The 26,893-nt window shown below is 31.9% G+C and carries 26 protein-coding genes; 17 read left to right on the forward strand and 9 right to left on the reverse strand.

The features are described 5' to 3' along the window. The first annotated feature begins 35 nt into the window (after positions 1-35). Complete coding sequence (locus tag RSE15_RS08035; protein WP_324067342.1) at positions 36-680, forward strand: HD domain-containing protein; 645 nt, start codon at positions 36-38, stop codon at positions 678-680. Positions 681-785: 105 nt separating this feature from the next. Here the strand turns inward: RSE15_RS08035 and gdhA are convergent, their stop codons facing one another. The 6 genes from gdhA to RSE15_RS08065 all read right to left on the reverse strand — a co-directional run bounded on the left by gdhA (position 786) and on the right by RSE15_RS08065 (position 7,274). After that, positions 786-2,129, reverse strand: a complete 1,344-nt coding sequence (gdhA, locus tag RSE15_RS08040) for an NADP-specific glutamate dehydrogenase (protein ID WP_324067343.1) — start codon at positions 2,127-2,129, stop codon at positions 786-788. Between the two features lie 268 nt (positions 2,130-2,397). Next, positions 2,398-3,174, reverse strand: a complete 777-nt coding sequence (locus tag RSE15_RS08045; RefSeq protein WP_324067345.1) for an enoyl-CoA hydratase/isomerase family protein — start codon at positions 3,172-3,174, stop codon at positions 2,398-2,400. A gap of 10 nt (positions 3,175-3,184) precedes the next feature. After that, a complete protein-coding gene (locus RSE15_RS08050) occupies positions 3,185-4,600 on the reverse strand; it encodes a sensor histidine kinase (RefSeq protein WP_395654545.1) in 1,416 nt (471 codons plus the stop codon). Positions 4,601-4,656: 56 nt separating this feature from the next. Continuing rightward, on the reverse strand, positions 4,657-5,214 hold the full coding sequence (locus tag RSE15_RS08055; RefSeq protein WP_324067350.1) for a CopD family protein: 558 nt from the start codon (positions 5,212-5,214) through the stop codon (positions 4,657-4,659). A gap of 65 nt (positions 5,215-5,279) precedes the next feature. Continuing rightward, on the reverse strand, positions 5,280-6,296 hold the full coding sequence (gene hemH, locus RSE15_RS08060) for a ferrochelatase (protein ID WP_324067352.1): 1,017 nt from the start codon (positions 6,294-6,296) through the stop codon (positions 5,280-5,282). A 105-nt stretch (positions 6,297-6,401) separates the two neighbouring features. Further along, positions 6,402-7,274, reverse strand: coding sequence for a helix-turn-helix domain-containing protein (locus RSE15_RS08065; RefSeq protein ID WP_324067354.1), 873 nt, complete (start codon positions 7,272-7,274; stop codon positions 6,402-6,404). Between the two features lie 230 nt (positions 7,275-7,504). Here RSE15_RS08065 and hemA point away from each other — a divergent pair, with 230 nt between their 5' ends. From hemA to RSE15_RS08120, 11 genes are all read left to right on the forward strand, one after another. After that, positions 7,505-8,761: a glutamyl-tRNA reductase gene (hemA, locus tag RSE15_RS08070; RefSeq protein WP_324067356.1), complete on the forward strand. Its 1,257-nt coding sequence runs from the start codon at positions 7,505-7,507 to the stop codon at positions 8,759-8,761. After that, positions 8,758-9,678 carry a hydroxymethylbilane synthase gene (gene hemC / locus RSE15_RS08075; protein WP_324070437.1) on the forward strand — a complete coding sequence of 307 codons (921 nt, stop codon included), beginning with the start codon at positions 8,758-8,760 and terminating at the stop codon, positions 9,676-9,678. The genes hemA and hemC overlap by 4 nt, the downstream gene beginning before the upstream one ends. A gap of 12 nt (positions 9,679-9,690) precedes the next feature. Next, positions 9,691-11,433 (forward strand): TrkH family potassium uptake protein, encoded by a 1,743-nt coding sequence (locus tag RSE15_RS08080; RefSeq protein ID WP_324067358.1) that lies wholly within the window; start codon positions 9,691-9,693, stop codon positions 11,431-11,433. Between the two features lie 10 nt (positions 11,434-11,443). Beyond that, positions 11,444-12,151, forward strand: a complete 708-nt coding sequence (locus RSE15_RS08085) for a potassium channel family protein (RefSeq protein WP_324067360.1) — start codon at positions 11,444-11,446, stop codon at positions 12,149-12,151. Position 12,152: 1 nt separating this feature from the next. After that, positions 12,153-12,821, forward strand: a complete 669-nt coding sequence (locus tag RSE15_RS08090; protein WP_324067362.1) for a uroporphyrinogen-III synthase — start codon at positions 12,153-12,155, stop codon at positions 12,819-12,821. A 52-nt stretch (positions 12,822-12,873) separates the two neighbouring features. Further along, positions 12,874-13,899, forward strand: coding sequence for a uroporphyrinogen decarboxylase (hemE, locus tag RSE15_RS08095; RefSeq protein ID WP_324067364.1), 1,026 nt, complete (start codon positions 12,874-12,876; stop codon positions 13,897-13,899). 67 nt (positions 13,900-13,966) lie between these two features. Then, positions 13,967-14,200, forward strand: coding sequence for a hypothetical protein (locus RSE15_RS08100; RefSeq protein WP_324067366.1), 234 nt, complete (start codon positions 13,967-13,969; stop codon positions 14,198-14,200). A gap of 45 nt (positions 14,201-14,245) precedes the next feature. After that, positions 14,246-14,782 carry a GNAT family N-acetyltransferase gene (locus RSE15_RS08105; protein ID WP_324067368.1) on the forward strand — a complete coding sequence of 179 codons (537 nt, stop codon included), beginning with the start codon at positions 14,246-14,248 and terminating at the stop codon, positions 14,780-14,782. Next, the gene (gene hemF / locus RSE15_RS08110) at positions 14,772-15,674 is read left to right on the forward strand and encodes an oxygen-dependent coproporphyrinogen oxidase (RefSeq protein WP_324067371.1); all 903 of its coding nucleotides are present in this window, start codon (positions 14,772-14,774) and stop codon (positions 15,672-15,674) included. Before RSE15_RS08105 ends, hemF begins: the two co-directional genes overlap by 11 nt. 32 nt (positions 15,675-15,706) lie before the next feature. Continuing rightward, a complete protein-coding gene (hemB, locus tag RSE15_RS08115) occupies positions 15,707-16,702 on the forward strand; it encodes a porphobilinogen synthase (RefSeq protein ID WP_324067373.1) in 996 nt (331 codons plus the stop codon). Between the two features lie 69 nt (positions 16,703-16,771). Continuing rightward, a complete protein-coding gene (locus tag RSE15_RS08120; protein WP_324067375.1) occupies positions 16,772-17,185 on the forward strand; it encodes a c-type cytochrome in 414 nt (137 codons plus the stop codon). A 3-nt stretch (positions 17,186-17,188) separates the two neighbouring features. Here RSE15_RS08120 and RSE15_RS08125 read toward each other — a convergent pair whose 3' ends face one another. Together RSE15_RS08125 and RSE15_RS08130 are read right to left on the reverse strand one after the other, a co-directional pair. After that, a complete protein-coding gene (locus tag RSE15_RS08125) occupies positions 17,189-17,875 on the reverse strand; it encodes a response regulator transcription factor (RefSeq protein ID WP_324067377.1) in 687 nt (228 codons plus the stop codon). After that, complete coding sequence (locus RSE15_RS08130; RefSeq protein ID WP_324067379.1) at positions 17,868-19,136, reverse strand: sensor histidine kinase; 1,269 nt, start codon at positions 19,134-19,136, stop codon at positions 17,868-17,870. The genes RSE15_RS08125 and RSE15_RS08130 overlap by 8 nt, the downstream gene beginning before the upstream one ends. Positions 19,137-19,281: 145 nt before the next feature. Here RSE15_RS08130 and RSE15_RS08135 point away from each other — a divergent pair, with 145 nt between their 5' ends. The 4 genes from RSE15_RS08135 to RSE15_RS08150 all read left to right on the forward strand — a co-directional run bounded on the left by RSE15_RS08135 (position 19,282) and on the right by RSE15_RS08150 (position 22,319). After that, on the forward strand, positions 19,282-19,788 hold the full coding sequence (locus tag RSE15_RS08135) for a DUF1573 domain-containing protein (protein ID WP_324067380.1): 507 nt from the start codon (positions 19,282-19,284) through the stop codon (positions 19,786-19,788). 72 nt (positions 19,789-19,860) lie between these two features. Next, entirely contained in the window at positions 19,861-20,334 is a 474-nt protein-coding gene (locus RSE15_RS08140) for a methylated-DNA--[protein]-cysteine S-methyltransferase (RefSeq protein ID WP_324067382.1), read from the forward strand. Positions 20,335-20,394: 60 nt separating this feature from the next. Beyond that, positions 20,395-21,555: a serine hydrolase domain-containing protein gene (locus RSE15_RS08145; RefSeq protein ID WP_324067384.1), complete on the forward strand. Its 1,161-nt coding sequence runs from the start codon at positions 20,395-20,397 to the stop codon at positions 21,553-21,555. A gap of 50 nt (positions 21,556-21,605) precedes the next feature. After that, entirely contained in the window at positions 21,606-22,319 is a 714-nt protein-coding gene (locus tag RSE15_RS08150) for a 3'-5' exonuclease (protein WP_324067386.1), read from the forward strand. Between the two features lie 45 nt (positions 22,320-22,364). Here the strand turns inward: RSE15_RS08150 and RSE15_RS08155 are convergent, their stop codons facing one another. Further along, positions 22,365-25,325 (reverse strand): S8 family serine peptidase, encoded by a 2,961-nt coding sequence (locus tag RSE15_RS08155; protein WP_324067388.1) that lies wholly within the window; start codon positions 25,323-25,325, stop codon positions 22,365-22,367. A 125-nt stretch (positions 25,326-25,450) separates the two neighbouring features. On the opposite strand from RSE15_RS08155, the gene RSE15_RS08160 reads away from it, so the two are divergent. Beyond that, positions 25,451-26,890: a spore maturation protein gene (locus RSE15_RS08160; protein WP_324067390.1), complete on the forward strand. Its 1,440-nt coding sequence runs from the start codon at positions 25,451-25,453 to the stop codon at positions 26,888-26,890. Positions 26,891-26,893: the final 3 nt, after the last annotated feature.

Below are 26,893 nucleotides of genomic sequence, written 5' to 3' on the forward strand. Positions count from 1 at the left end.
TTTTTAAAGTTGAAATTTTTTTGCAACTTGTTATCATGCAATTAATCAATAATACCATCCTTTTTGTAAAGAATCAATTAACCAATGCTGAAGGTGGGCATGACTGGTTTCATATTGAACGTGTATATAAAAATGCATTATTAATTGCTGAAGAAGAAGATTGTGATATCACAATTGTAAAACTAGGTGCGTTATTACATGATATTGCTGATTCGAAATTTCACGATGGTGATGAAAAGATTGGTCCAAAAACAGCAAGAATTTTCTTGGAATCACAAAATGTTTCTGAAAACATCATTTCACATGTAATTTCCATCATTGAAAATATTTCGTTTAAAGGCGGAAATTTTGAGAAAAAATTTAATTCCAAGGAGTTAGAAATTGTTCAAGATGCAGACCGATTGGATGCAATTGGTGCGATTGGAATTGCACGCACTTTTAATTATGGAGGATTCAAAAATCGTCCATTATACAATCCGAATATTCAGCCAAATTTGAATATGAGTAAAGAAGAATATAAAAACAGTGAATCGCCAACACTGAATCACTTTTACGAAAAGCTATTACTTCTTAAAGATAAAATGAATACCGAAACTGGTAAAAAAATTGCTCAAAAACGCCATGATTTTATGATTACTTATTTAAGTCAGTTTTATGCTGAGTGGGATGGTGAAGAATAGTGAGCAGTTTTGAATTACTAAATAAAAAAAGCAGTTTTCATTTCTGAAAACTGCTTTTATATTTAAAATCTGTTTATTAATCTCTAAACTGAAATTGTAAACTTATTATACCACTCCTTGCGCTAACATTGCATCTGCTACTTTAACAAAACCTGCAATATTTGCTCCTTTTACATAATCTACATAGCCATCTTCATTTGTTCCATATTTTACACAAGATTCATGAATATTGCTCATAATTTTGAATAATCTTTGATCTACTTCTTCTGTAGTCCAACTTAAACGTAATGAGTTTTGTGACATTTCTAAACCAGATGTTGCTACTCCTCCAGCATTTGACGCTTTTCCTGGAGCAAATAAGATTTTTGCTTTATGGAATTCTGCAATTGCTTCTGGTGTTGAAGGCATGTTAGCTCCTTCAGCAACACAAATACAACCGTTTTGTACTAATGCTTTAGCTTCTTCTCCGTTTAACTCGTTTTGCGTTGCACAAGGTAATGCAATATCTCCTTTTACTTCCCAAGGACGTTTTCCAGCTACAAATTTAGCATTTGAATATTTTGCTACATAGTCAGAAATTCTACCATAGTTTACATTTTTAATTTCCATAATGTAAGCTAATTTTTCAGTATCTATTCCATCAGCATCATAAATATATCCCGATGAATCTGAAGCGGTAACTACTTTTGCACCCAATTGAGTTGCTTTTTCAATAGCGTATTGAGCCACATTTCCAGAACCAGAAACAATTACTGTTTTTCCAGCAAACGTAGTGTTTTTAGTTGCCAACATACTTTGAGCAAAATAAACCGTTCCATAACCCGTAGCTTCTGGACGAATTAATGAACCTCCAAAAGAAATTCCTTTACCCGTTAAAACTCCTGTAAACTCATTTCTTGTTTTTTTATACTGACCAAACATGTAACCTACTTCTCTACCGCCAACGCCAATATCTCCAGCAGGAACATCGGTATCTGCACCAATATGTTTCGCTAATTCTTGCATAAACGCTTGACAAAAACGCATAATTTCTGTATCTGATTTACCTTTAGGATCAAAGTTTGAACCTCCTTTCCCACCACCCATTGGTAATGTAGTTAAGCTGTTTTTAAACACTTGTTCAAAAGCTAAAAATTTCAAAATACTTAAATTAACAGATGGATGAAAACGCAAACCTCCTTTATAAGGTCCAATCGCAGAATTCATTTGAATACGATAACCTTTATTAATTCTTGTTTTACCTGCATCATCTATCCAAGCAACTCTAAACATAACTACTCTTTCAGGCTCTACCATTCGCTCTAAAAGCATTTTGTTGTTGTATTTGTTGTTGTTCTCAATAAATGGAATTACTGCTTCAGCAACTTCATGAACTGCTTGTAAAAATTCAGGCTCGTTTGGATTTGTTTTTGCAACTTCTGCTACAAAGTCATTAATTTTTTGGGTCATAATTGTTGTGTTGTTTTTGATGAATTATCAATAAATTTAAAATTCGATTCAAAATTAAGTATTTTAACAATAAAAAATTATTAAATCATCAAAAAAATGATTGAAATTTTGGAGGTCAAATAAAAACCCAGAAAAAAATCTGGGTTTTTATTACTTTAAAATGAAACTTTTAAAAGTTGTTTTTTACAGTTAATTGTACTGAAAAAAACACAATATTATCAATATTAATTTCTTAGAGCGAAATTATTATTACTTTAACATGTATTAATTATCTGCCTGGAAACGCTGCTTTTCTTTTTTCTAAAAATGCGGTAGTTCCTTCTTTAAAATCTTCAGTTCCAAAACTAGCTCCAAAATTTTCAATTTCTACTTGGTATCCATTTACACCATCAATATAATTTGCATTTATAGCTTGAATTGCTTTTGCAATAGCAACACTAGAATTTTTAGTGATTTTAGCAGCAATTCCTTTTGTAAAATCTAGTAATTCTGCTTGTGATACAACATGATTTACTAACCCGTAATTTTTAGCTGTTTCGGCATCAATCATTCCTGCTGTCATAATCATTTCCATGGCACGACCTTTTCCGACTAATTGTGCTAAACGTTGCGTTCCTCCATAACCTGGAATTACTCCTAAAGTTACTTCTGGTAATCCCATTTTTGCATTATCAGAAGCCACTCTAAAATGACACGACATGGCTAATTCTAATCCACCTCCTAAAGCAAAACCATTTACGGCAGCAATTACAGGAGTGTCTAAATTTTGAACAAAATCAAATAATAAAGCTTGTCCTTCTGCAGCCAACTTTCCACCTTCTTCAACAGAAAAATTTGCAAATTCTGAAATATCAGCTCCAGCTACAAATGCTTTTTCTCCACTTCCAATAATAATGATGGCTTTAACCGATTTGTCTTCGCTTAATGTTTTAAAACCATCATGTAATTCTTGTATAGTTTGTTTATTTAAAGCATTTAATTTTGTTGGTCTATTAATGGTAATAACCGCAATATTGTCTTGTTTTTCAATTAAAATGTTTTCCATTATAGTATGTTTATAGTTTATTTATTGGGAAAGAAACCAAAAATTCGGTTCCGTTGTTTAATTCCGTTTCAAAAGTAATTGTTCCATGGTAATTTTCAATAATATTTTTTATTATTGCTAGACCAAGTCCCATTCCACTTGATTTGGTAGTGAATTTTGGTTCAAAAACTCGCGCCTGATTTTCTTCAGAAATTCCTTTTCCGTTATCTTTTACCGCAATTTTAACATAGTTGTCTTGTCTAAAAACGGTTACGAAAACTAATTTATTTTCTTGCTCTTCTGGAATAGCTTGAATGGCATTTTTAACCAAATTTGTTATCACACGGATTAATTGTGTTCGATCTAATTTGGCAATAATTTCTTCTTCTATTGCAGAAAATTGAATATAATTTTCATTAAAAATTTCCAATGCCATTTTAACAATATAGACCACATTTAGCGTTTCATTTTGTTGTGCTGGCATGGTTGCAAAATTAGAAAATGCATTTGCTACTGCACTCATAGTGTCAATTTGTTGAAGAATTGTTTTTGTATAATCATCAATCTTTTTTGACATATTTGGATCAGTAACATCAAACTTTCGTTGAAAACTTTGTACGGTTAAACGCATTGGCGTAAGTGGATTTTTAATTTCGTGCGCCACTTGTTTTGCCATTTCTCTCCATGCTTGTTCTCGTTCACTTTGTGCTAAAACAACAGCACTTTCTTCTAATTTATCCACCATATTATTATAGGAACGAACTAGTAAGTTAATTTCCTTACTACCATCTTCTATAACAATTTTCTCGTTGCGTTGGTCTAATTGAGTTTGCTGAATTTTATCGCTAATAATTTTTAAAGATTTTGTAATATAACTTGATAAAAAATAGGATAACACAATAGAAATCAAAAACATAAATACATAAACTTGACCAAAACGTATTAAGAAATTTTGCACTTCATTGTCATAAAATTCAGTATTTTCTTCGTAGGGCAAATTCAAAATTCCCATTGGTTTAAACTTGGTATCCTTTAAATAAGAATACGAAGAACGAAAGGATTGGTCTTCTACTTTTGAAAATTCAATATAGCGTTTATCTAATGAAGATTGTATGATTTTTAAAGTAGAAGGATTAATTTTAGGTTTGTCTTTATCCAGCTTAAAAATAGCTTTTGATGAAATTAATAGATTTCCTTTTAAATCAAAGAAATTAATTTCCATGCTATGAATGTCTGCTAATTCAAATATTTTTTCTTTAAAAATTAGCGGAATGTTTTGTGTGTTTAGCGGATAGGTTGTTGTTTGTAGCACATAATTTATATGTTCTGTAATAGCTGTTTCCTTGCGCTCTAAACGATCTTGATGGTATTCACGCGCCTCTTTTCTAAATTGATAAATAGAAACTGTAGCAATAAGTATTGACGCAATAAGTGTTAAGAATATCATGGATAAAAATATTCTTATTTGAAGTGAAAGATTTTTGATATTAAAAATTCTATCCATTAACTGTTTTGGTTCTTTTCTCTTATTTTTTTATAAAACTTGAATCCTAACATAATAACCATCGAAAAAACAAAAATTCCGATGACACCATAAATCCAATTGATGGCATTTTTTAAAATTACTAAAAAAACAACTGCAAATAGAATAATTGTAGCGCCTTCGTTCCAAATCCTGAAAAAATTACTTGATTTTTTTACTTCGTTATTCTGTAATTGCTTAAAAATTTGATGGCATTTTAAATGATACAAATACAATAAAAACACAAAGGCTAATTTTACATGCATCCAAGGCTGTGTCATCCAAACTTTGCCTACTTCCGTAAAAAACAACATCCAAAAAGCAAAAACACTTGCCAAAACAGCACTTGGCCAAGTAATAATATACCATAATCGGTATTGCATTAATTGGTATTGTTTAATCAAAATATCTTGTTCAGGTTGCGGCTTTTGTTTGGCTTCGGCATGATAAACAAACAAACGAACAATGTAAAACAACCCAGCAAACCAAGTAATTACAAAGATTAAATGCAGTGATTTTATGTAGTTATAAAGCTCCATATTTCAGTTTTCAGTTTTCAGTTTTCAGTCGCAGGTGTTTACTGAGACTGAGACTGTAAACTAATTTAGTTATTTTTAAATTCTTTAATCCAATTTGCCACCACACCACACCATTCATCTTCATCGTTTAAACAAGGGATTGCCATAAATTCCTCGCCACCATGATGCAAGAATTGTTCATTGGCTTCCATTGCAATTTCTTCTAAAGTTTCTAAACAATCGGCAACAAATGCTGGCGTTACAACGGCTAATTTTTTAATGCCTTGTTCAGGCATTTTATTGATTTCAACATCCGTGTAAGGTGTTAACCATTTATCTCCTGCTAATCGCGATTGAAAAGTTTGGCTGTATTTTCCTTCTGGAATTCCTAATAATTTTACGACTTGTTTGGTAGTTTCATAACATTGATGACGGTAACAAAATTCGTGCGATGGCGAAGGTGTGTTACAACAAGAACCGTCAATTTTACAATGTGATTTTGTTACATCTGTTTTGCGAATATGACGTTTTGGAATTCCGTGATATGAAAACAATAAATGATCGTAATCAAATCCTTCTAAATGTTTTTTAATAGAATTCGCTAAAGCCTGAATAAAATCAGGTTTATTATAAAACGCAGGAACATTTGTAATGGTCATTTCTGGAAAATGTTTTTGGCGTAATTCTTCAGCTAAAACTAAAATAGTAGTGGTAGAAGCCATAGCATGTTGCGGATATAAAGGCAAAAGCATTACTTCGGTAACACCTTGATCTTTTAATTCTTGCAATCCTTTTTGAATAGTTATAGTTCCATAACGCATCGCTAAAGCCACTGGAACATCAACCATTTGCTTTACTTTTTGGTGCATTTTTTTAGAAATCACAATTAAAGGAGAACCTTCATCAGTCCAAATTCTTGCATAAGCTTCCGCTGATTTTTTAGGGCGCGTTTGCAAAATAATTCCTCTAACTAATAAAGCACGTAATAAAAACGGAACGTCTATTACGTATTTATCCATTAAAAACTCATCTAAATAAGGCTTAACATCTTTTGCTGTTGGACTTTCTGGTGATCCTAAATTTACTAATAATACTCCTTTCATGTGGCAATTGTTTTTTTTATAAAAGTAATTAATTTGGTTTTCTTACTTTTCAAATTATCATTTTTTTATTTATAGTTTGATATACGAAATTGATATCAAGTGGTTTTATACAATCGTGTTCAAATTCATTAAATATTTTTTTGGTGTAGTACCAAATTTCTTTTTAAAAGCGGCAATAAAATGACTTCCTGTGCTGTATCCGATTTTCAAACCTACTTCATTTACATTATAGGAACCACTATCAAGCAATTGGCGGGCATAATCCATTTTGTATTCAAATAAAAATCCATAAACTGTATCGCCATAAATTTGCTTGAAACCCATTTTTAATTTTTTCAAACTTAATCCAACTTGCTCCGATAATTCTTCTAATCCTGGTGGTTCTGCCATGTTAGAAATCATAATTTCTTTAGCTTTTTTAATTTTTAATACATTTTCTTCATCTATTAAAAACGGGCATTGTTCTGCATTTGGGTCTTCGGAACGGTTAAAATACAAACTCAATAATTCGTACCCTTTTCCTTTATAGTATAAGTTTTTAATGAACGAATTAAGGTTGTAATGAAACAATTGACTCAACACAATTGCCATTGACGGACTGATATCATTTTCTTTGTAGTATTTCTTATCTTTATTATCTTCACTCAAAAACGGAATATGTTCTGCTTGTGATGAAAACAAACCATGAAACTTTTTTATAGAAATAATGGCCGAAACAATCCAAGTATGTGGTGCTAATTCTAAATTAAGCGGTAATTCTTTTTGCGGATTATAAAACAAAAGCGACTTTTCTTCTTTTAAATCGAGTGCATAATTTCCTTGATTGAAAATAAATTTTCCTTTTCCTTTTAAACCAAAATGAAATTGAATATATCCCTGATTTACAGATTTTTGAACTCGATACATTTCATCCCCATCATTTTGAAAGAGATATAAAATAAAATCATTTTCAATTTTTATTTCTTCTTGTGAACCCATAGCGATATTTTTTTGAATATAGTTGCAAACAAAAACGAATTACTTATTTAGAACTATTCTATATAATTAAATTCAAAACACTTGATTTTGTTACAAATTTAATAGAAATAACGCTAAAAAGACGAATTAGATATAAAATATCTTTCATCGATATAAAAAGTCCTTTAAGCGTTACTTTTATAAACAACATACTAATAATTTTGTTAAACTTTTAGGAAAGAGTATAAACCATGGAAAACAATACATTTGCGAAACATCCAACTTTCTATGCTATTGGCTTAAGTTACAAAAAAGCCGATGCCGCAATGAGAGGTAAATTTAGTTTAGACGATAAAGCTAAACTAAATTTATTACATCAGGCAAAAGCTGAAGGTTTGGAGAGTTTGATTGTTACTTCGACTTGTAATAGAACAGAGATTTATGGTTTTGCACAACACCCATTTCAATTAATCAAATTACTTTGCGAAAATAGCCAAGGAACTGTTGAAGATTTTCAAAAAGTAGCATTTGTATTTAAAAATAAAGAAGCCATTTCTCACATGTTTCGTGTTGGAACAGGTTTAGATAGTCAAATCCTTGGTGATTTTGAAATTATAAGTCAATTGAAAAATGCTTTTGTTCAAAGCAAAGAACTTAATTTAGCGAATGCGTTTTTAGAACGACTAGTAAATGCGGTTATTCAAGCCAGTAAAAAAATCAAAACGGATACGGAGATTTCTTCTGGAGCAACTTCGGTTTCTTTTGCTTCGGTACAATACATTTTTAAAAATGTAGAAGATATTGCTTCTAAAAACATTTTACTTTTTGGAACTGGAAAAATAGGAAGAAATACGTGTGAAAACCTAGTAAAACATTCAAAACACGAACATATTACTTTAATTAACCGAACAAAGGATAAAGCTGAAAAAATTGCCAAAAAACTAAACGTAATTGTAAAAGAATATTCAGATTTACAATTAGAAATTCAAAAAGCAGATGTTTTAGTTGTAGCAACTGGCGCTTTAAATCCTACGGTTGATAAAGCAATTTTAAATCTAAAAAAACCTTTGTTGATTTTGGATTTATCCATTCCAAAAAACGTTAATGAAAACGTGAAAGACATTAAAGATGTTACGTTAGTTCACATGGATGAGCTTTCACAAATGACCGATGAAACATTGGAAAATAGAAAAAAACATATTCCCGCTGCTGAAACAATTATTGAAACGATTAAAGATGAATTTATTGCTTGGACAAAACAACGTAAATTCGCACCTACTATACATGCTTTAAAAGCAAAACTGAATATAATTAAAGAAGGAGAATTAAACTTTCAACGAAAAAAACTAGTTAATTTTGACGAAGAACAAGCAGAGTTAATTACCGCTAGAATCATTCAAAAAATTACGAATCATTTTGCGAATCATTTAAAAGATGATGAAACTATGGTAGATGAAAGCATTGAATGGATTGAAAAAATTTTCCAATTAGAAACGATTGCAAAATAATGAGCAAAACAATCCGAATAGGAACTCGTGATAGCGAATTAGCCCTTTGGCAAGCACACACAGTTCAAAAAAAATTAAACGATTTAGGATACACAACTGAAATTGTAGCCGTAAAATCACAAGGGGACATTATTCTTGACAAACCACTTTACGAATTAGGAATCACTGGAATTTTTACTAAAACATTAGACATTGCCATGTTAAATGGCCAAGTAGATATTGCCGTGCATTCTATGAAAGATGTTCCTACTGCATTACCTATTGGAATTGTGCAAGCTGCCGTATTAGAACGCGCCAATACACTTGATATTTTAGTTCACAAAGGCAATTTAGAATTTTTAAATTCAACTGGAACTATCGCCACTGGAAGTTTACGCAGACAAGCACAATGGTTAAACAAATATCCAAATCATACCGTAGTTGATTTACGCGGAAATGTAAATACGCGTATGCAAAAAATTTATGATAACGATTGGAACGGAGCTGTTTTTGCAGCTGCAGGATTAGAACGCATCAATTTAAAACCAGAAAATTATATCGATTTAGATTGGATGGTTTCGGCACCAGCCCAAGGAGCAATGGTGGTGGTGGCAATGGAAAATGATGTTTTTTGTAAAGAAGCTTTAGCCAAACTAAATCACTCTGAAACCGAAATTTGTACACACATTGAACGTGAATTTTTAAAAACATTAGAAGGCGGTTGTACAGCTCCAATTGGAGCTTTAGCTACATTTACATCCGATAAAATTGATTTTGAAGGCGTTCTGTTTTCTTTAGACGGAAAAGAAAAACATACAATCAAAAAAAGTTGTACTTTTGATTCTTATAAAAACTTCGGAAAAAAATGTGCCGAAGAAATTTTAAACAACGGCGGAAGTGCTTTAATGGAAAGCATTCGTCGTGATTTAAAAAAGTAATTTTATTCCAAAATGGAGAAAGAATCATTACTCAATTATTTATATCGCTTTTTTGATATTATTGTATTACTTTTTATAGTTTTTGACTTTGGATATGATTTCGAAGAAAACTATAATTCGCCTCACGTTATTGGTTTAATACTCCTTTCTATTGGATTATTAGCCTTTAATTCATTTAAGTTTTTTACTTACAAATATAAGAGCAACAAGAAAGTAGCCTTAGCAAATATGATTTTACTAACGGGCATCATGTTAACTTGCTTTGTAATTTCATTACTAAACTTAGATTTCCCTACCGATTATATTCTTCAAAAGGTAAAACCTGTTTTGGAAGGTGGACTTATATTTTATTTCTTATTAAGGCTTTTGGTCTTAGTACGCCATATTTATGATATATATTTCAATCCGGCTATTGTTTTTGTGGGAAGTTTTATGATTTTAGCCTTAACGGGAGGGTTTTTGTTAATGCTGCCAAGTGCAACTACAAACGGAATAACATTTACCAATGCATTATTTACTTCTACAAGTGCTGTTTGTGTAACAGGTTTAGCGGTAGTAGATACTTCAACAGCTTTTACCGTTGTTGGGCAATCCATAATTTTAGTTTTAATTCAATTGGGCGGAATTGGAATATTAACCTTTACGTCTTTCTTTGCTTTCTTCTTTAGAGGAAGTTCTTCTTTTAAAGAAGGCTTAAATACAAAAGATTTTATTGCACACGATGGCTTAAAAGATGTTTTTAGAGCGGCTCTAAATGTTGTGCTTTTTACTATTGGAATTGAAGCAGTCGGAGCAATTTTTGTATACACTTCTATCATTGATAATAATGCCATCGAGAATAAATTTTTCTTTTCAATATTCCATTCAATTTCTGCTTTTTGTAATGCTGGCTTTTCTATTTTATCGGCTGGATTGTATGACCAAGCGATTCGTTTTGATTATTTCTTGCAATGGATAATTATGATATTAATTATTTTTGGTGGGCTAGGCCATAATATTATATTCAATTTTTATCAAAAAATCAAAACACAAGTTTTAGAATTTTTTGATAAAACCATTGTTCATCGAAAAGTTCGAATCATTACCCTAAATACTCAAATTGTAATTTATACAACATTAGTTTTGTTAATTGGTGGTTTTGTTTTCTTATTTATTTCAGAATACAACAACACTTTATTAGAACACGAAAGCACTTTTGGAAAAATAACTGCCGCGGCATTTAATTCGGTAACACCTAGAACTGCCGGATTTAATGCGGTTGATTTTGCTAATATGACAGTTCCTTCATTATTAGTAATTATTTTTTTAATGTGGATTGGAGGTTCGCCAGCTTCAACCGCTGGGGGTATTAAAACTAGTACCTTTGCATTAGCCACTTTAAATATATTTGCAGTAGCAAAAGGAAAAAGCAGAATTGAAATATTTGGAAGAAGAATTTCAAGTGAATCCACCTCAAGAGCTTTCGCAATTTTATGTATTTCATTAATTTCTATCGGAATCTCAATTATACTTTTGTTAATTTTTGAACCGAAAGGAACCCCTCTATTAACAGTAGCTTTTGAATGTTTTTCTGCTTATAGTACTGTAGGATTAAGCTTAAATTTCACCCCAACAATAACAGAACCTAGCAAATATGTTCTTATCGCAGATATGTTCATAGGACGTATTGGAATGCTCAACTTATTAATTGGAATGCTTCAAAAATTGAATCATCAATTCTATGAATATCCAAAAGAAAATATATTAATTAACTAATGTGCCAAAAATGAAAATTATAGTATTTGGTTTAGGAAACTTCGGAATGTCGCTTGCCATCAGTTTAACTGAAACAGGAAACGAAGTAATAGGTGTAGATAAAAACATCGAAAAAATTAATCTTATCAAAGATAAAATTTCACATGCAATTGCCTTAGATTCAACAAATGAATTATCATATGAAGCTTTACCATTAAAAGATGCTGATAAAGTTGTAGTAGCTATTGGAGAAAATGAAGGGGCAGCGATAATTACAACTGCAATTATTAAAAAATTGAGTGATGTAAAAATCATCAGTAGAGCTTTATCTCCTATACACGACACGGTTTTAGAAGCTATGGGAATTTATAGTATTATTCACCCAGAACAAGAATCGGCAGATCGATTAACCAAACAAATCAACTTCAAATCAACTTTAGAAAACTATCAATTAGATGACAATTTTACGATTTCTGAAGTGAGAGCTAAACCAGAATTCTTCGGAAAAACATTGGGTGAATTAGACTCTATAGATACATATCATTTAACTCTAATTACGATTATTCGCAAAAGAGAAAAACGTAATTTAATTGGGAAAAAGTCAATTGTAAAAGAATCTATTGGGCGTCCTACACCCGAAACAATCGTTCAGGAAGACGATATTTTAGTAGTTTATGGATACAACAAAGACATTGAAACGTATTGTTTAGGACAAGAAGAACACCAAATTAGAAGCTAAAATGACTCGAATTCTTTCTACAAAAAAACTTTCAAAGGCGTTAAAAAAGAAGTTTTCTGATGCTGGAATAGAACTTGTAGAAAAGAATTTTATTCAACCCAAATCGGTTTCTTTTGAAACACTTCAACTAAACAATTACTTAATTTTTACAAGTAAAGAAGCGGTAAAAAGTGTTTTAAAATCGGAAGTAAAAAACGTTCATTCCATTTCATGTTTGTGTGTCGGAAGTAAAACCAAAAATTTTCTCGAAAAGAAAGGTTTCACCGTTATTGAAAGTGCTGATTATGCCGAAGATTTAATTGAAGTTATTGATTCGAAATACAAAGGAAATTCGTTTACATTCTTCTGTGGTAACATCAGAAAAAATACGATTCCATATTATTTTCAGCAAAACAAAATCGCATATAACGAAATTGTCGTATATGAAACCAAACTGAAACCACACCAAATAAAAAAACCATTTGATGGCATTTTATTTTTTAGTCCGTCTGGAGTAAGTAGCTTTTTGGAAAACAACACATTAGAAAATAAAATGTGTTTTTGTATTGGAACCACCACTGCAAAAGCATTAGAAAATAATCCCGAAGTTTCGGGACATAAAAACATAGTAATTGCATCTCAACCAACCGTTGAAAATGTAATTACTGAAGTAATAAAATTTTATAAATAAAAATAAGAACTGAAAGGTTTTCGAAATCTGTTAGGTCTGAAAAACAAAAACCATGTTAAAGAACGATTTATTTTTAAGAGCATTAAAAGGAGAAACCGTTGAACGTCCACCCGTTTGGATGATGCGTCAAGCAGGAAGATATTTGCCAGAATTTAGAGCCTTGCGCGATAAATATGATTTTTTCACGCGTTGCGAAACTCCAGAATTAGCAGCTGAAATCACGGTTCAACCGATTCGAATTGTAAAACCAGATGCTGCAATTTTATTTTCAGATATTTTGGTAGTACCAAGAGCTATGGGAATTCACGTAGAATTAAAAGACAATTTAGGTCCGATAATTCCAAATCCTATTCGTACAGCTGAACAAGTAAATCAGGTTTTTGTTCCAAATATTCACGAGACTTTAGGTTACGTGATGGATGCAGTAAAACTAACTAAAGAAATGCTGAACGACGAAGTACCATTAATTGGTTTCGCAGGTTCACCATGGACGATTTTTTGTTATGCAGTAGAAGGAAAAGGTTCTAAAAGTTTTGATACAGCAAAAGGATTTTGTTTTTCAAATCCAATAGCAGCACACTTATTATTGCAAAAAATTACCGATACCACGATTTTATACTTGAAAGAAAAAGTAAAAGCAGGTTGTAATGCGATTCAAATTTTTGACTCTTGGGGCGGAATGCTTTCTCCTGTTGATTATCAAGAATTCTCATGGCAATACATCAACCAAATTGTAGAAGTTTTAGCTGAAGAAACCGAAGTTATCGTATTTGGAAAAGGATGTTGGTTTGCTTTGAACGACATGGCAAAATCAAAAGCATCAGCTTTAGGAGTAGATTGGACATGTTCACCAAGAAACGCACGTTATTTAACCGGTGGCGATATCACTTTACAAGGAAATTTCGATCCAAGTCGTTTACTTTCTCCAATTCCAACCATCAAAAAAATGGTTCACGAAATGATTGACGAATTTGGAAAAGACAAATACATCGTAAACTTAGGTCACGGCATTTTACCAAATATTCCGGTTGATCATGCGAAGGCTTTTGTAGAAGCGGTGAAGGAGTATAAGAAGTAATCAGTGTTCAGTTATTAGTTTTCCTGAAAGGTTTTCAAAACCTTGTAAATATTAAAAATATCTCTGTATGAATTCAATTGTTGAACTTGAAGAATGGATGTTGAAAAACAACATTAAAAACACATTCACTCCAAATCATAGATACTTAACCGATATTGGAGAAGGATTGGAAAATCTTAACGGTTTATATATTTGGTATTCAATAGATGAAAAAGGAAATCGTTATGATGATAAATTTTTCAAATCCGAAAAAGATGCTGTTGAGTTTGTATTTGAATTTTTAGTAAAAAATGGAAAATAAATTCCACAATAAACATTGTAAAATCAAATCATTCAGAAGTAACTAATGATTGCAACCGATTCATTTCATATAATCAATTTACAAGCAGATGACGCAAAAAGTTTATCTGAAATGATGGTCTTGAATTTTGATAACTTTAAACGGTACTTTCCAATTACGTTGTCAAAAAATCAATCCTTTACTGATAGTTTAAGTTATATTGAAGAAAAAAGAAAAGAAAACGTTTCAAAGTCTGAATTTACTTTTGGAATTAAAGATGTTTCTAATTCAAAAATTGCTGGCTTAATTATCATCAAAGAAATAAATTGGGATACCAAACAAGGAGAATTTGCTTATTGTTTAAGTACAGAATACGAAAACAAAGGTTGGATGTCAAAAGCTATTGCGCTAACCTCAAAATATGGATTTGAAGTTTTAGAATTCAATAAATTTCAAATTATTGCTCATAAAACAAATATTGGAAGTTGTAAAGTTGCAGAAAAGTGTAGTTTCGAGTGGAAAAAAACACTTTTAAATGAATACACGCCTCCAAATGAAACTCCATTAGATATGGAATTATATGAATTAGAACATGAAAAATAAATTCTACACCTACATACAAAACCTGCAAGATCAAATCTGTAAAGGATTAGAAGATATTGATGGCAGCACCAAATTTCGGGAAGATATTTGGGAACGACCAGAAGGCGGTGGTGGACGCACACGTGTGATTGAAAACGGGAATGTTTTCGAAAAAGGTGGCGTAAATATCTCAGCCGTTCATGGCAAATTACCGGATACCGTGCAAAAAATGTTCGGTGTTGGAGAAGCTGATTTTTTCGCTTGCGGCTTGAGTTTGGTGATTCATCCTAAAAATCCAATGGTGCCAACCGTTCATGCCAATTGGCGCTATTTTGAAATGTATGATGAAAACGGCAACATCATTAAACAATGGTTTGGTGGCGGACAAGATTTAACACCCTATTATTTATTTGAAGAAGACGCCAAACACTTTCATCAAACCTGTAAAACTGCTTGCGATAAACATAACCCTGAATTTTATCCGAATTATAAAAAGAAATGCGATGAGTATTTCTGGAACGCACATCGATTTGAAGCGCGTGGAATTGGCGGTTTATTTTTCGATTATTTAAAAGCTACCGAGAAAATGTCTATGGAAGATTGGTTCAATTTCGTATCAGAAGTTGGGAATTCTTTCTTACAAGCGTATATTCCCATCGTGGAAAAAAGAAAAGATTTACGATATACAGATGCTCAAAGAACTTGGCAAGAAATTCGTCGTGGTCGTTATGTGGAATTCAATTTGGTTCACGATAAAGGAACGCTTTTCGGACTAAAAACCAACGGAAGAATAGAAAGTATTTTGATGAGTTTACCACCACATGTACAATGGGTGTATGACCACCATCCTGAACCAGGAAGCGAAGAAGAAAAATTACTAAAAGTATTAGCAAAACCAATTGAATGGATTTAATTATTCATTATCAATTATAAATTATAAATTATATGTTTCCATTACACAGAGGTCGTCGTTTAAGAGTAAACGAATCTATAAGAAGTTTAGTACGCGAAACCAGCTTAAGTCCGGCAGATTTTATGTTCCCGATGTTTATTGCTGAAGGAGAAAACTACAAATCTGAAATTGCATCAATGCCCGGCATTTTTCGTCGCTCGATTGATTTAACCGTTGAAGAAGTAAAAGAACTTTTTGCTTTGGGAATTCGTGCTGTAAATATTTATGTCAAGGTAGACGAATCACTAAAAGATAATACAGGTAAAGAAGCTTGGAATGATAATGGTTTGATGCAAAAAGCTATTCGTGCCATCAAAACCGCTTGTCCTAAAATGATTGTAATGCCAGATGTAGCTTTAGACCCGTATTCCATTTATGGTCACGATGGAATAATTGAAAATGGTGACATTGCAAATGATGCAACCAATGATGCTTTAGTAAAAATGGCGGTTTCTCATGCAAAAGCAGGTGCAGATTTTGTAGCACCGAGCGATATGATGGATGGTCGTGTTTTACGTTTACGTCAAGGTTTAGATGCTGCTGGATTTCACAATGTGGGTATTATGAGTTATTCTGCAAAATACGCTTCTGCTTTTTACGGTCCGTTTCGAGATGCATTAGATAGTGCTCCAAGAGAAGCTGATGTAGCAGTGCCAAAAGATAAAAAGACCTATCAAATGGATTACGCTAATCGCATTGAAGCGGTTAAAGAAGCGTTGTGGGATGTGGAAGAAGGAGCCGATATGGTTATGGTAAAACCAGGAATTGCTTATTTAGATATTGTTCGTGAAGTTAAAAATGCGGTGGATGTTCCGGTTACGGTTTTCCATGTTTCCGGAGAATATGCTATGATAAAAGCAGCGTCTGAAAGAGGTTGGTTAGATCATGATAAAATTATGATGGAACAATTAATGTGTATCAAGAGAGCAGGCGCAAGTTTAATTTCAACGTATTTTGCCAAAGAAGCCGCTATTTTATTGAATAAGTAATGTGACATTTGTCACACTCCGTATAAAATTGAAAGTGTAATTTTATAGACATTTCTAAATTATATCAAAATGAAAATTTTATTAAAAACAATCAGTGTTTTGACTTTCGCATTAATTGCAACAAGCTGTGGTGAAAAGAAAGAAACTGATGCGTATGGAAATCTTGTAGAAGAAAAAAAAGAGGCAACAACTGAAACAACTGTTGACCCATTATTAGCAAAAGGACAAGAACTTTTTGAAGGAAAAGGAACTTGTACTGCTTGTCATAAACCAGACGTTAAAGTTGTTGGACCTTCAATTAAAGATATTGCAAAAATTTACAAAGAAAAAGGTGCTAGTATTGCTTCGTTTATTAATGGCGAAGGCGAAACATTAGTAGATGCCTCTCAATATGAAATTATGAAAGCTAATTTTGTAATTACAAAAGCTATGACACCTGAAGAACGCAAAGCACTAGAAGTATATATGATGAGTTTAGAATAGCGTTTATTCAACCACCAATTTAAAGCCCACGCGCGGAATATTTTCGATTCTCACGTGGGTTTCTTCTTTTATAATTTTTCGCAATCGGGAAATAAAAACATCTAAACTTCTGCCTAGAAAATAATCATCGCTTCCCCATAATTCCATTAAAATTTTTTCTCTTTTTAAAACGGTATTCGGATTGTCTAAGAACAATTTTAATAGTGATGCTTCTCTTTCTGTAAGTGTTATATTTTGATTTTCATTCTTTAGTAAATAGTTCTCTGGTTCAAAATGAAAACTCCCAAAAGTATATTGCTTTTGTGTTGAATTATCGGTAGATTTTTGGCTACGATTTAAGAAAATTTCAATCTTTAAAATAAGTTCTTCAATTGAATATGGTTTAACCAAATAATCATCTGCACCTAATTTTAACCCTTTAATTCGGTCTTCTTTCATTGTTTTTGCCGAAAGAAAAATAATTGGAATTTCTTGGTTTCGTTTTCTAATTTCAGTAGCAATTTCAAAACCATCCATGTCGGGCAACATAATATCTAAAACACATAAATCGAAAGTGTCTTTACAAAATAATTGAAAGGCTTCTTTACCATTGTTACAATGTATTACTTCAAAATGTTGTTCCAAATTGTCGCTAGTTAAAAACGCTAACGTTTCGTCGTCTTCAACATACAAAATGCGTTTTTTACTCATACTCTTTTTTATTAATTTGTATAGATACTGTAATTCCTAAATCTTTATTATTAACCGCAATAACTTTCCATTTGTGCCATTCACAAACACGTTTTACATACGAAAGTCCAATGCCAAAACCTTCGATATCTTTATTATCTGTACGCGCTACTCTGTAAAATTTATCAAAAATGAAAGGTAAATCATTTGGAGGAATTCCAACGCCATTGTCTGAGAATTTCAAAACCAATCCTTTTTCATTTTCATTCGATTGAATATGAATAATTGGCTTTTGAACTGAATATTTCACTGCATTATCCATAATATTATAAAGGATGTTGTAAAAATGAAATTCATCGGCTTGCACCAAATAGTCACGTTCTAATTGAATGTCAATCAATACCTCCTTCTGATGCTTTAAAAGAATATTTTCCTTTACCAATTCAAGTAAAGTGGTTAAGTTAACTTTGGTTTTATCTAATAAAATTTGTTTGCTTTCTGTTTTTGCTATATATAGAATTTTTTCGATATGCTGATTTAGTTTATTACTTTGATTAATAATTATTTGCATGTATTTTGACAACCTAGAATTTTCTGCTATTTCCTTTTGTGTATTTGCATAATTTGATGCTATTAGAATTGACGCTAATGGGGTTTTAAATTCATGGGTCATATTGTTGATGAAATCTTTTTGTAAATCAGTGTATCTTTTTTGTTGTAACATTAAAAATACAGAATAAACATAAATAATTAATACCAAAAATAACACTCCAGTAAAAATCCAATATTGCGAAATACTCTTAAAATATGTTTGTTTTAAATTAGGAAATCGAACAGCAAAATAGTAAGTTAAATCGTTGTTTTTTAAAAAACAATCTTTACAAAACTTTTCAGATTTCCCATCTAACGAAATATAATTCCCGTAAACCATTTCATCAGAACTACAATCGTAAATAGCATATTCAAAGTCTAATTCTAACTTTACTTTTTCAAATTCTACCTTTAAATATTTCTCTAAAATTTGATTTTCAAAAACATCATTTACATTAACAATAAAATAATTCTCAGAAATTTTTTTTATGGGATTTGTAATAGGTAATTCAGATTTGTTATCTCGGTAAATTTTTTCCACAACATCTTGTAAGGCAAAATGGATTTTATCCTCCATATCCCTTTTTTCAAAAATATACGCTTGGTTTAATAAAAACAATTGCATAACAATTACACCAACAATTGCTAAAAAGCCTATAAAAATAATAGTGTTAAATCGGTTAAACTTCATAATGAGGTCGATATTACAAAAAAAGTGGTTTCTATATTTACTGTTAACATGTCATTAACAATCATTAAAATTTAATTAACAACACCAACTAAAAAGTTTTTTAGTTTTGTATGACAAATTTAAAATAACTAAAAACATATATCGTATGAAATCAATTAAATTATCAATTTTAGCTTTATTTATTGCTAGTGCTTCATTCGCACAAGTAAAAGACTCAAAAGTTGTTCCTACAAAAGAATTAAAAACTGAAACTACAAAAGTTGAAGCAATTCCTGCTGAAGTTAAAACTCCAGCTACTCCAGCTCAGTCTGCAATTAAATGGGATCAAGAAATGCATGATTTTGGAGATATTGAAAAAGGAAAACCTGTTACTTATGAGTTTTCGTTTACTAACAACACCAAAGAAACGATTTTAATTACAAATGTGAGACCAGCTTGTGGTTGTACTGCAGCTAATTACACCAAAACGCCAATTAAACCAGGTGAAAAAGGAATGGTTGCTGCAACTTTTAACGCAGCTAATGGTGGTGTTTTCCAAAAATCAGTTACAATTACAACTACTGAAAACGGTGCTGAAGCAGTAAAAACTTTATCTTTCAAAGGAAAAGTATTAGAGCCAGCTACTGACAAAAAAGAAGAGATTAAATCTTAACAATATTATTAATTCAGCTTTTACATCTTATTAAACCACCTTTTATAAAGGTGGTTTTTTTATATTTACTATATGGAATCAGTAATCATAAAAACACCACTAAGTTTTACAGAAGTTAAAGGTGATGCTGACGGAGTTTCAAAAATTCATGTATTGGATGAAAGTGTAGAATTATCGACTATAATTCCTAATGATTTAATCGAAGCAGTTAACCAACTTGAAGAATATTTTATAGGAAAACGGACCGAATTCACATTTAAATTAAACCCAAAAGGAACCGAATTTCAGAAAAAGGTTTGGCAAGAGTTACTACAAATTCCATATGGTAAAACATGCTCCTATTTAGAATTATCAAAAAAATTAGGCAATGCAAAAGCAATTCGAGCAGTAGCATCGGCAAATGGTAAAAACCCACTCTGGATTGTAGTACCCTGTCATCGCGTTATTGGTACAGATGGTTCACTAAAGGGTTATGCCGGTGGATTATGGCGAAAAAAATGGTTACTTGAACATGAAAATCCAATAAAACAAGAAAGTTTGTTTTAGATTTTTATAAAATCAAATCACTTTTTGCTACTTTTATAACGCAAACTTATAAAATAGCTCATGAAATTCCTTCTAAAATTTTTTAAATGGTTCGCAATTGTTTTAGCGAGCATTATTATTTTAATGTACATTTTTGATGTAGATTATCTTTTACGAGCCGTAAGAACTATTTATTTTAAAGGCTATACTACTGCCTTTTTAGAAGATTATAAAGAATTCCCAAATAGAGAAATCAAAAAAGGAATAGCACAACCATGGGCAATTGCATCTGATTACAACACTATTCCGGCTACCGAGGAGTTAGCAAAAAATCATAAAGAGCTACAAACTATAGCATATCTCATCATTAAAAATGATAGTATTTGGCACGAAAGCTATTTTGATGGATTTGATGAAAATTCAAAATCAAATTCCTTTTCCATGGCAAAAAGTATAGTTACCATGGCTATGGGAAAAGCCCTTATGGAAGGAAAAATGAAAAGTTTAGATCAAAAAGTAACCGACTTTTTTCCTGAACTAAAAGGAACTTATCCGAAAGAAGTTACCATTGGCGATTTGTCTTCTATGGCTTCTGGATTGAGTTGGGATGAAAAATATTACAGTCCATTTTCAATTGTTACCCGAGCTTATTTTGACGATGATTTAAAAAATGTAATCTTAAACTTAGACATAAATGAAAAACCTGGGCAATCCTTCAAATATTTAAGCGGTGCTACCCAACTACTAGCCATGTGTGTTGAAAAAGCGACTGGAGAACATTTATCTGCTTATGTTTCAAAACATTTTTGGCAACCTATGGGAGCTGAAAACGATGCGCTTTGGCAACTGGATGAAGCGCCAGATGGAATTGAAAAAGCTTACTGTTGTATCGCCAGTAATGCAAGAGATTTCGCAAGATTCGGAAAATTATATTTGAATAATGGAAAGTGGAATGATCAACAAATATTAGATAGTACGTTTGTAAAAAAATGCATTACACCTCGTTTTAATGAAACTCCACATTATGGGTATGGCTGGTGGATGCACAACTTTTTAGGAAAAGATTTATACTATATGCGTGGGCATTTAGGGCAATTTGTAATTGTAATTCCTGAAGACGAGTTAATTATTGTTAGATTAGGCCATTTAAAAGGTGTTCAAACATCATACGATCCACATAGTGAAGATTTATATATTTATGTGGAAGAAGCTTATGAAATGTTGAAATTGAGAAAAAAATGATACTGCTGAAAGTATAATAATTAAAAAAACTAACTACAAACCGTACAAAAATGATTGAAAAAATTAACCTTAACAACATTCTATTTTTAGACATTGAAACTGTTCCGGAACACCAAAATTATGGCATTTTAGACGAAGAAACACGTTATTTATGGGAACACAAAACACAATACCAACGAAAAGACGAAGTCTCGGCTGAAGATTTTTACGAAAGAGCAGGTATTTGGGCAGAATTTGGGAAAATCATCACCATTTCTGTGGGGTATTTTGTAAATAAAGCCGATATTAGAAACTTTCGAGTAACTAGTTTTTGGGGTGATGAAAAAAAGATTTTACAAGATTTTTCAAATTTACTAAACACCCATTTCAATGGAGCGCAGCATGTACTATGTGGCCATAATGCCAAAGAGTTTGACATTCCATTTATTGCTAGACGCATGATTATTAATGGAATTGCTTTACCAAATAAACTAAATTTATTCGGGAAAAAACCTTGGGAAGTACCCCATCTTGACACTTTAGAATTATGGAAGTTTGGTGATTACAAACACTTTACTTCATTAAAATTACTTACAAAAGTTTTAGGAATTCCATCTCCAAAAGACGATATTGATGGTAGCGAAGTTGCGTGTGTTTTTTATATAGAAAATGACATTGATAGAATTATTACTTACTGTGAAAAAGATGTTATTGCAGTGGCACAAATTTTCCTAAGATTAAGAAGAGAAGATTTATTGGTAGAAGATGAAATTATTCATGTATAAAAAAGGGAGCTAAATAGCTCCCTTTTTTATACGGTTAATTGTTGACTATTTATTAATAACCAATTTTTTAGTTGTTTTTGCACTTCCGTTTTGAACCGTTAGCATATATATTCCATCTGATAAACTTTCAACATTTAATGTTTCAAAATTTGTTGAAGAAACTTTAGAGATTACTTTTCTTCCTTGCACATCAAACAATTCATAAGTTGTATCTCCTGTTACATTTCCTAAATCAATATTTACTATTCCTTTAGCAGGATTTGGATATACTTTTAAAGATCCTAAAACATTGTCATTTGAACTTAATGAAGCAGTTACAGCACATACCTCAATTGAAAAACTACTTATTGTTCCACCATCGTTATTAAATGGATCGTCAACTAATAATGTCCATGTTCCATCTGCAATTAAACCGTTTAAACTACTTAAAGGATTTGTCGGAGCTATATCTCCTGAAATTGATGGAGTACCCGTACAAGTTGGAGCAGCACCAGAATCAATTAATCTACAATTAATATCATCGTTATCACCACAAGGCTGCTGTAGCAATGTAACAATAGGACTTCCTAATGAAACAGGGCCTTGTAACATTATTGTCATATCTTGAACATAAGTATGAGTCATTGCAAAAGAAACTCTCATTTCACCGATTGTTAAACCTCCTGTTATAATAACTGGCACACTAGCACTAGAATTAGCCACTTCTGCAACTGTAGCATTCGAAAAATCTGTTGCAGTAAATGTATTCCCACAAGATAAAATTCCTGTTCTAAAAGAATAAACTGTTGCATTAGTTTCACTTGCTGCACCACATCTATTGGAAGGAACTATTCTCCAATAATACATAGTATCTTGAGATAAACCTGAAACAATATAATTTGTATTTGGAGTAGTCTGATTCACTATATAAGTTGAAAATGATGGACTTGTAGACAATTGAACTATTTGATTCTCAACATTAGAATTAGCTGCCCAATCAAGATTAACTGTTGTTGAAGCGCCATTAAATCCATTAGCAGGATATAACATAGCAACTGGATCAAAAGTAGAACTATAAATCTTAAGTACTTTAGTTCTTGTTTCTAATTCTACCCCATTATTTCCTACTATTCCAATATTGTATTCCCCTGGAACAACAGAACCTAAATTAGAAACAGTCATTGTAACTGTTCCATTAGCACTTAAACTAGTTGGAGAAATTGAAACATTAGCGCCTGAAGGTACTCCTGTAGCAGAAAAATTTGTTGTTCCACCACCTACTTGTTTATAATTAAACGTATAAGTAGCTGTTTGATTACTACACAATTCAACATTATCTGAGGTTGGAATAAGAGCAATATTTGATGATAAACCTGTCACAACCAATGAATAATTTTGTCCTCCTGTAACTAAAGTCCCTTTATGAGTCACTGTAATTACATAATTCCCAGCCGCTGGATTGTCAATTTTAACTACTTCAACATTATCAATACTATTATCCGCATCTCTCAATGCTGGTGAAGTTGGAGAATTAACATCTAGTCTCCAAGGATAAAAAGGAATACCATCTTTAGTAATTCTAATATCTAAGTCATTTACTAACGCTTTGAAAGGGTCATTTGGTGTTAATCTTTGACCATTATTAGCTTCACCAGGAACATCTGTCCATGTAATTGAAGCTATAAGTGGATTACTTGCGCCTCCACTAGATGCAACAGTCATTGAAAATATATCACCTTGGTTTAATCGTTCTTCTGAAACCCATGATGATAATCCATTATTTGTAATAGTTTCTGCTGCTTTTTTAGCATTTAACAACCCCCATCCAAATTTGGGATCTGGCCCTAAAACTCCCGCATCGTCAGCCGTATGACAAGCCAAACCTTTTAATGTAGCAGATTTCATAAAATTATTTGTTACATTTTTATAGTGTTGCTGTAACAATAACAGAGTCCCTGTAACATTAGGAGCAGCCATAGATGTTCCAGACATTTGACCTGTAGCGGTATCAGAAGTTTCAACGATAGAATTTACTGCAGTACCGTTGCCTGCAATATCTGGTTTTATTCTTCTATCGTCTGTAGGACCTTGGCTACTTGAATTATCAATATTAACACTTGATAAAGAACCGTCAGCGTTAATTACAGCATCCTGAGCATTAGCAATTGTTAATACATTTTTAGCTACTTTATTACCAACTAATTTATCATAACCAGCAGCAATTGGGTCCGGATTATTATTATTTGTTCCATCATTTCCAGCAGAATAAACAGCTAAATAATATGGTGAAACATAAGCAATTTCATCCCAAGCCCTTGAATCATCTACATACGAACCAATATACCATGAAGGAAGTGTTCCTCCTGTTCCTGTAACTGGTACTCCATAAGAATGATTTGAAAGGAGCATTCCTAATGCCACTTCAGATAATACTTCAGATTCATCATCTGTCCAATTAAATGTTCTTGCTGTAGCTTGTGTTGCCATCCCTTTAATAGCATTAGAACCAATACTCCATCTATTGGCAATAATTGTCCCAGATACGTGTGTGGCATGATCTGAATAAGTTGTTCCAGTTGCATCATCTACTGTTGTAAGTCTGCCTGTTTCAAAACCTCTATGTGTTCTTCTCACGGTACCGCCATCCCATACTCTAGCCACCATGTTCTGTCCATCTAAAGTTAATCCTAAACCACCTCCAGTATTTAAATAATTAGTACGAGTGGATCTAGCCGCAGCAACATTTTCTGTTGAATAATAAATTGGGAAGCCATCTGGTGTTAACTTCATTAATTCTTGAAATGAACCATCTTCATTTTTGATTGTAATAGGCCATCCATTTATTTTTGCTGCTTCATAAGCTGCTTCTTTCTCATCTGCCTCTTTCTTTTTGTAAGTAACTTCTAATTCTTTAATTTTCTCCAAATCATAATTTTTGGTTATTTTTTCTACATCTTCTTTTGTTTGAGAACAAACAAATCCAGAAAAAACTAATGAAAAAATAAGTAGTAATGTTCTGATTTTCATCTTTATTAGTAGGTTTTATAGTGATTAATTAACAAATATAAAATTAATTATCTAATTTTCTAAAACATTTATATTTATTTAATATTTGTTGATTTAATATTACTTTTACGAAAAAATAACAATTTATGGTTTTAAGCAGATTTTGGTTAGTGATATTTATATCTTCTATCTTTTTTATTGTTTTTGGATTGTTTTCTTCGCAATACTATTCTATTGATTATGTATTGAATGGCAAACAAGGTGAACCGCTTTTAATTGGTGAAAAATATTTAAAAGAAGTGCCTCAATTTGTACAAGACAGTGTGCAAAAAGCGGAAGATAAAACATTCATTATTAATAAAAATGAAGCTGATGCCGACACCACTTATGTGTTCAACAATCAAACTGTAAAAATCTACAGCGGAAAACAAAAAGCTGATGGATTACTACCCATGACTAAAAGCAGTTTGTTTGATTTAATTCTTCCTTTAATGGCTTATTTGTCATTTTTTTGTGGAATTATGGAATTACTAATTATTTCTGGAGCTTCTGAACGATTAGCTAAAAAACTAAGTCCTCTATTTGCCAAAGTATTTCCTTCTATTCCAAAAAATCACGAATCAATTTCCTACATGACATTGAATTTTGCTGCTAACTTTTTAGGTCTGGATTCTGCGGCTACTCCATTTGGATTAAAAGCCATGCAAAGTTTACAAGAACTCAACGATGATAAAGACCGAGCAAGTGATGCCCAAATTATGTTCATGTGTTTACACGCTGCGGGTTTAACATTAATCCCAACCTCAATTATTGGGTATCGAGCGGCTGAACATGCTGCCAATCCTGCTGATGTAATGTTACCTTGTATTATTACTTCTTTTGTTGGAACTATTGCTGCTTTTATCTTGGTTGGAATTAAACAACGAGTTAATTTTAAAAGTGCTTCTCTACTAGCAGTTTTAATGGGTGTTATCGGCGCCATTGTAGGATTATTATTTTATGTAAACAGTTTAGATTTAATCGGAAAAAATTATTTTACTTCTAATCTTTCTGGATTATTATTGATATTAATCATAGGTGGAACTTTGATTTTTTCTTTCGTTCAAGAGAAGAAATTTGTGGAACAAAAAACAACCATTTTCGACACTTTTGTATCAGGAGCCAACAACGGATTAAAAACGGGAGTAACTATTTTTCCTTATGTAATGGGAATGTTAGTAGCTATTTCGTTATTCAGAAATAGTGGTTTGTTTGAAAATATAAGCTACGGAATTTCATTTCTATTTGCTCATCTTGGTGTCGCTAAAGAGATCACCGATTCGCTCCCTGTGGCGATGTTACGTCCTTTTAGTTCTGGTGGTTCACGAGGTTTTATGATTGATGCGATGAAGCAATTTGGACCTGACTCCTTAACCGGAAGATTAAGCTGTATTTTCCAATGCAGTGCCGAAACAACTTTCTACGTGATTGCCGTTTATTTTGGAAGTATCAATGTGAAAAATACACGCTATACTTTAGGAATGATGCTTTTAGTGGATTTAATTTGTGTGATTACAGCAATTTTTGTGGCGAGTTGGTTTTTTTAGAAG

The organism is Flavobacterium sp. (genome assembly GCF_035195345.1).
In the GTDB taxonomy this organism is placed as follows: Bacteria; Bacteroidota; Bacteroidia; order Flavobacteriales; family Flavobacteriaceae; genus Flavobacterium.

Excerpts from the sequence above, each read along its gene's own strand:
- RSE15_RS08035 (WP_324067342.1), top strand. The coding sequence starts at position 36 with ATGCAATTAATCAATAATACCATCCTTTTTGTAAAGAATCAATTAACC.
- gdhA (WP_324067343.1), bottom strand. The coding sequence starts at position 2,129 with ATGACCCAAAAAATTAATGACTTTGTAGCAGAAGTTGCAAAAACAAAT.
- RSE15_RS08045 (WP_324067345.1), bottom strand. The coding sequence starts at position 3,174 with ATGGAAAACATTTTAATTGAAAAACAAGACAATATTGCGGTTATTACC.
- RSE15_RS08050 (WP_395654545.1), bottom strand. The coding sequence starts at position 4,600 with ATGATATTCTTAACACTTATTGCGTCAATACTTATTGCTACAGTTTCT.
- RSE15_RS08055 (WP_324067350.1), bottom strand. The coding sequence starts at position 5,214 with ATGGAGCTTTATAACTACATAAAATCACTGCATTTAATCTTTGTAATT.
- hemH (WP_324067352.1), bottom strand. The coding sequence starts at position 6,296 with ATGAAAGGAGTATTATTAGTAAATTTAGGATCACCAGAAAGTCCAACA.
- RSE15_RS08065 (WP_324067354.1), bottom strand. The coding sequence starts at position 7,274 with ATGGGTTCACAAGAAGAAATAAAAATTGAAAATGATTTTATTTTATAT.
- hemA (WP_324067356.1), top strand. The coding sequence starts at position 7,505 with ATGGAAAACAATACATTTGCGAAACATCCAACTTTCTATGCTATTGGC.
- RSE15_RS08080 (WP_324067358.1), top strand. The coding sequence starts at position 9,691 with ATGGAGAAAGAATCATTACTCAATTATTTATATCGCTTTTTTGATATT.
- RSE15_RS08085 (WP_324067360.1), top strand. The coding sequence starts at position 11,444 with ATGAAAATTATAGTATTTGGTTTAGGAAACTTCGGAATGTCGCTTGCC.
- RSE15_RS08090 (WP_324067362.1), top strand. The coding sequence starts at position 12,153 with ATGACTCGAATTCTTTCTACAAAAAAACTTTCAAAGGCGTTAAAAAAG.
- hemE (WP_324067364.1), top strand. The coding sequence starts at position 12,874 with ATGTTAAAGAACGATTTATTTTTAAGAGCATTAAAAGGAGAAACCGTT.
- RSE15_RS08100 (WP_324067366.1), top strand. The coding sequence starts at position 13,967 with ATGAATTCAATTGTTGAACTTGAAGAATGGATGTTGAAAAACAACATT.
- RSE15_RS08105 (WP_324067368.1), top strand. The coding sequence starts at position 14,246 with ATGATTGCAACCGATTCATTTCATATAATCAATTTACAAGCAGATGAC.
- hemF (WP_324067371.1), top strand. The coding sequence starts at position 14,772 with ATGAAAAATAAATTCTACACCTACATACAAAACCTGCAAGATCAAATC.
- hemB (WP_324067373.1), top strand. The coding sequence starts at position 15,707 with ATGTTTCCATTACACAGAGGTCGTCGTTTAAGAGTAAACGAATCTATA.
- RSE15_RS08120 (WP_324067375.1), top strand. The coding sequence starts at position 16,772 with ATGAAAATTTTATTAAAAACAATCAGTGTTTTGACTTTCGCATTAATT.
- RSE15_RS08125 (WP_324067377.1), bottom strand. The coding sequence starts at position 17,875 with ATGAGTAAAAAACGCATTTTGTATGTTGAAGACGACGAAACGTTAGCG.
- RSE15_RS08130 (WP_324067379.1), bottom strand. The coding sequence starts at position 19,136 with ATGAAGTTTAACCGATTTAACACTATTATTTTTATAGGCTTTTTAGCA.
- RSE15_RS08135 (WP_324067380.1), top strand. The coding sequence starts at position 19,282 with ATGAAATCAATTAAATTATCAATTTTAGCTTTATTTATTGCTAGTGCT.
- RSE15_RS08140 (WP_324067382.1), top strand. The coding sequence starts at position 19,861 with ATGGAATCAGTAATCATAAAAACACCACTAAGTTTTACAGAAGTTAAA.
- RSE15_RS08145 (WP_324067384.1), top strand. The coding sequence starts at position 20,395 with ATGAAATTCCTTCTAAAATTTTTTAAATGGTTCGCAATTGTTTTAGCG.
- RSE15_RS08150 (WP_324067386.1), top strand. The coding sequence starts at position 21,606 with ATGATTGAAAAAATTAACCTTAACAACATTCTATTTTTAGACATTGAA.
- RSE15_RS08155 (WP_324067388.1), bottom strand. The coding sequence starts at position 25,325 with ATGAAAATCAGAACATTACTACTTATTTTTTCATTAGTTTTTTCTGGA.
- RSE15_RS08160 (WP_324067390.1), top strand. The coding sequence starts at position 25,451 with ATGGTTTTAAGCAGATTTTGGTTAGTGATATTTATATCTTCTATCTTT.